Genomic DNA, 4,951 nt, shown 5'->3' on the forward strand with positions numbered 1-4,951 from the left:
GCGGCCTCCTGAAGGGGCAGGCCGCGCATCAGCGCGGCGATGGTTGCGCCGGTCAGTGCATCGCCGGCGCCGGTCACATCCAGAACCGTTTCCACAAGCGGGGGCTCGATATGCCAGTGGCTTTCGCCGTCAAAGACAGTCACGGCCCTGCTGCCCTCGGTGATGACACCCGCGCGCAGGCCAAGACCGCGAAGCGAATCCACCGCCTGCCGGACCGGGGCACCGGTTTCAAGCCCGGCAAGGCCGCGCGCCTCGCGTGCATTCAGAAAGAGCGCAGCCAGATCGGCGAAGTGGGGTACGAGCCGCCCGGCCTTTGCCGGCGAAACGGCGATGGCGTAAAGCGGTGCGGTGCCGCGAATGGCGGCAAGCTGTGCCACCGCCTCTGCCGGCATGTTGGCGTCGCATAGTATGGCGGTCGCGCGGCTCGCGGCCTCCCGCGCTTTCGAGCGGCGCATCTGTCTGGCGAAAGCCATGTCATAGAGCGTCATGTCCGCCAGACCCGTTATGAGCTCGCCGTCATGATCGAGGATCGCTGTGTAACTCGGTGTCGCGCGGTCGAGAAATGTCGCCGAGAGATCCTCGAACCCGGCTTCTTCAATGGCTCTTGCCACGGTATCGCCCGCCGCATCCCCGCCACGCAGGGAAAGGAGCGACACGGCCACACCGCGCCGGCCCGCCATGCGCGCGGCATTGAATATGCCTCCGCCGACATCTTCGCGCATGCGTCCCGGGTTGGAGGTGGCGGGGATATGCGGCGCGTCGAGACGCCCGCGTCGGTCTATGTGAGCGCCGCCGACGGCGAGCAGACGGGGTGGGTCGGTCAGGTTCATCGGGCCACTTTCCGAATCGCCCGGTGCGAGAAAGTCCGTCGGCTCTCCCGCCGGGCATAAGGCGCGCGCATGGGGGCGATGATTGTGATCTCAGGTGTACAAAAATAGAACAAATTACATTTATATAGCTTTTTCAATGCTCTAATGCCTATTGCAAAAATAGAACAAAAAGGGTACAGATGGCTATCGCGGATTTGGCGGAACCGCCTCCATTGACCTCGAAGGGGTGTTGTATCATGGCTCAGAATTCATTGCGGCTTGTAGAGGATAATTCGGTGGACAAAACCAAGGCTCTGGATGCGGCGCTATCGCAGATCGAACGTGCCTTCGGCAAGGGATCGATCATGCGGCTCGGCGCCAATGATCAGGTGGTCGAGATCGAGACCATCTCCACCGGGTCGCTGGGCCTCGATATTGCCCTGGGCGTCGGCGGACTGCCGCGTGGCCGCATCATCGAGATTTACGGTCCGGAAAGCTCCGGTAAGACGACGCTGGCGCTTCACACGGTCGCCGAAGCGCAGAAGAAGGGCGGCATTTGCGGCTTCATTGATGCCGAGCATGCGCTCGATCCGGTCTACGCCCGCAAGCTGGGAGTCGATCTGGAAAACCTCCTGATTTCGCAGCCCGACACGGGCGAGCAGGCGCTTGAGATCTGCGACACGCTCGTGCGCTCCGGTGCGCTTGACGTGATCGTGGTCGATTCTGTTGCGGCCCTGACGCCGCGCGCCGAAATCGAAGGTGAGATGGGCGATTCTCTGCCGGGCATGCAGGCCCGCCTGATGAGCCAGGCGCTGCGCAAGCTGACCGCCTCCATCTCCCGGTCGAAGACCATGGTGATCTTCATCAACCAGATTCGCATGAAGATCGGTGTCATGTTCGGCTCGCCGGAGACGACCACGGGCGGCAATGCGCTCAAATTCTACTCTTCTGTCCGTCTTGATATTCGCCGCATCGGTTCCGTCAAGGATCGTGATGAGGTGGTCGGAAATCAGACCCGTATCAAGGTGGTGAAGAACAAGATGGCCCCGCCCTTCAAGCAGGTCGAGTTCGACATCATGTATGGCGAGGGCGTCTCCAAGACGGGTGAACTGATCGATCTCGGCGTGAAGGCCGGCATTGTCGAAAAGTCAGGCGCCTGGTTCTCCTACAATTCGCAGCGCCTGGGGCAGGGACGTGAGAACGCCAAGCAGTTCCTGCATGACAATCCCGAGGCAGCGCAGGAGATCGAACTGGCCCTGCGCCAGAATGCAGGCCTGATTGCCGAAAAATTCCTCGATGATACCGGACCGGGTGACCAGGACGGCGGGGACGCTGAGGAGTAGAACCTCAGTCTCGCTGGTCCGGACAACGCTGCAGGGCCAGCGTGCTTCAATCCGATGAAATCAGAACACCGCCACCTGCTGGCGGTGTTTTTTTTATAAGCCGGCGTCAGTCGCCTGTGTGGCCTTATCCTGACGGGATTTCTGGACACGTCCGGACGCTGGCGTTAAAAGGCGGGCTTCTATTCCCTGCTTAACCGGGCGGGCTTCTCGCAAAGGCTGAAACATGAGTGGCGTCAACGACATCCGGTCGACCTTTCTCGACTATTTCAAGAAGAACGGACACGAGATCGTGGCCTCCGGCCCGCTTGTCCCGCGCAACGACCCGACCCTGATGTTCACCAATGCCGGCATGGTGCCGTTCAAGAACGTGTTCACCGGGCTGGAGACGCGACCCTATGATCGCGCCGTAACGGCCCAGAAATGCGTGCGCGCCGGCGGCAAGCACAACGATCTCGACAATGTCGGCTACACGGCCCGCCATCACACCTTCTTCGAGATGATGGGCAATTTCTCCTTCGGCGACTATTTCAAGGACCGCGCCATCGAGCTTGCGTGGAACCTTGTCACGAAGGAATTCGGCCTCGACCCGAAGCGTCTTCTTGTCACCGTCTACCACACGGATGACGAGGCGGCCGATTTCTGGAAGAAGATCGCCGGTCTGCCCGACGACCGCATCATCCGCATTGCCACGAGTGACAATTTCTGGGCCATGGGTGACACCGGCCCCTGCGGCCCGTGCTCGGAAATTTTCTACGATCACGGCGACCACATTCCCGGCGGCCCGCCCGGAAGCCCGGATGAGGATGGCGACCGTTTCATCGAGATATGGAACCTCGTTTTCATGCAGTTCGAGCAACTGACGGCTGACGAGCGCGTGGACCTGCCGCGGCCCTCCATCGACACCGGCATGGGGCTCGAGCGCGTGGCCGCTGTCCTGCAGGGCGTGCACGACAATTACGACATCGACCTTTTCCGCGCCCTGATCCACGCGTCCGAGGAGGCGACCGGCGTGCGTGCGGAAGGTGCGCAGCATGCGAGCCACAAGGTCATCGCCGACCATCTGCGCGCCTCCAGCTTCCTGATTGCCGATGGTGTTCTGCCCTCCAATGAGGGGCGCGGCTATGTTCTGCGCCGCATCATGCGCCGCGCCATGCGCCATGCGCAGCTTCTCGGCTCGAAAGACCCGCTGATGTGGCGCCTCGTGCCCGCGCTGGTGCGTGAGATGGGCCGCGCCTATCCCGAACTCGTGCGCGGCGAGGCCCTCATCACCGAGACGCTGAAGCTTGAGGAAACCCGTTTCCGCAAAACGCTGGCGCGCGGCCTCACGCTGCTTTCCGATGCCACGGGCGAGATGGGCGAGGGCGACCTGCTCGACGGCGAGACCGCATTCAAACTCTACGACACCTATGGCTTCCCGCTCGACCTGACGCAGGATGCGCTGCGCCAGCGCGGCATCCATGTGGACCTGACCGGCTTCAACGACGCCATGGAGCGTCAGAAGGCCGAGGCGCGCGCAAACTGGGCAGGCTCCGGCGAGGCGGCCACCGAGGCCGTCTGGTTCGCCGTCAAGGACAAGACCGGCGGCAGTGATTTTCTCGGCTACGAGACCGAGGAATCCGAAGGCGTGGTCTCCGCCCTTGTGCGCGATGGCGCGATGGTCGATCGCGCCGCCGATGGCGACGAGGTGGCCATCGTCACCAACCAGACCCCGTTCTATGGCGAATCCGGTGGTCAGGTGGGCGATACCGGCACGATTTCGGGTGAAGGGTTCTCCATCGCCATTGCCGATACGCTGAAAAAGGGTGATGGGCTTCTCGTTCATTTCGGGCGCGTCGAGAGCGGCACGGTTGGCACCGGCGATGTCGTTGCGCTCAAGGTCGATCACGCGCGCCGCGCGCGCATCCGCGCCAACCATTCGGCGACCCATCTTCTCCATGAGGCACTGCGCGAGGTGCTGGGCACCCATGTGGCGCAGAAGGGCTCGCTGGTCGCGCCGGAGCGCCTGCGCTTCGACTTCTCGCACCCCAAGCCCATCTCGGACGACGAGCTTGCCCGCATCGAGGACATTGCCAACGCCATCGTGTTGCAGAATGCGCCCGTCGAGACGCATCTGATGGCGGTCGACGATGCAATCGAGGCCGGCGCCATGGCCCTGTTCGGCGAGAAATACGGCGATGAGGTCCGCGTGGTCTCCATGGGCACGGCGCGGGAAGGCGACAAGGCCGGCAAGACCTATTCGCTGGAATTGTGCGGCGGAACCCATGTGAAGGCCACCGGCGACATCGGTCTGGTCCGCGTCGTCTCCGAGGGCGCTGTTGCCTCAGGCGTGCGCCGCATCGAAGCGCTGACGGCTGATGCCGCGCGGCATTACCTTGGCGAGCAGGAGGCGCAGTTGAAGCGTGCCGCCGGCGCGCTGAAAGTGGCGCCGGCCGATGTTCCGGCGCGTCTCGAAGCGGTTCTTGAAGAGCGCCGCAGGCTGGAGCGCGAGCTTTCCGAAGCCAAGCGCAAGCTAGCGCTTGGCGGCGGCGGTGCCGGCGCATCCGATGCCGGCACGGAAACGGTCGCCGGTGTCGGCTTCATGGGGCGCGTGGTTGATGGCATTTCGCCCAAAGACCTGAAGCCGCTGGCCGATGACGGCAAGGCATCGCTCGGCTCCGGCGTCACGGTCTTTGTGGGAACCTCCGAAGAGGGCAAGGCCAGTGTCGTGGTAGGCGTCACGAAGGACCTCATCGAGCGCTTCAGCGCCGTCGATCTCGTCCGCGTCGCCTCCGCCGCCATCGGCGGCAAGGGCGGCGGCGG

3 protein-coding genes are annotated in these 4,951 nt (G+C 63.3%); 2 read left to right on the forward strand and 1 reads right to left on the reverse strand.

Going from position 1 to position 4,951, the window contains the following annotated elements; translation table 11 throughout:
- The coding region (locus JCM21793_RS22485; RefSeq protein WP_036541563.1) for a carbohydrate kinase family protein at window positions 1–830 on the reverse strand (830 nt) is incomplete at its 3' end.
- Window positions 831–1,066: 236 nt separating this feature from the next.
- Here JCM21793_RS22485 and recA point away from each other — a divergent pair.
- Both recA and alaS read left to right on the forward strand, forming a co-directional pair.
- Entirely contained in the window at window positions 1,067–2,152 is a 1,086-nt protein-coding gene (gene recA, locus JCM21793_RS22490) for a recombinase RecA (RefSeq protein WP_007009803.1), read from the forward strand.
- Between the two features lie 223 nt (window positions 2,153–2,375).
- Window positions 2,376–4,951, forward strand: a 2,576-nt coding sequence (alaS, locus tag JCM21793_RS22495) for an alanine--tRNA ligase (RefSeq protein WP_025031794.1), incomplete at its 3' end; no start/stop codon positions are given.

Source organism: Nitratireductor aquibiodomus NL21 = JCM 21793, from assembly GCF_000615975.1.
GTDB lineage: Bacteria > Pseudomonadota > Alphaproteobacteria > Rhizobiales > Rhizobiaceae > Nitratireductor > Nitratireductor aquibiodomus.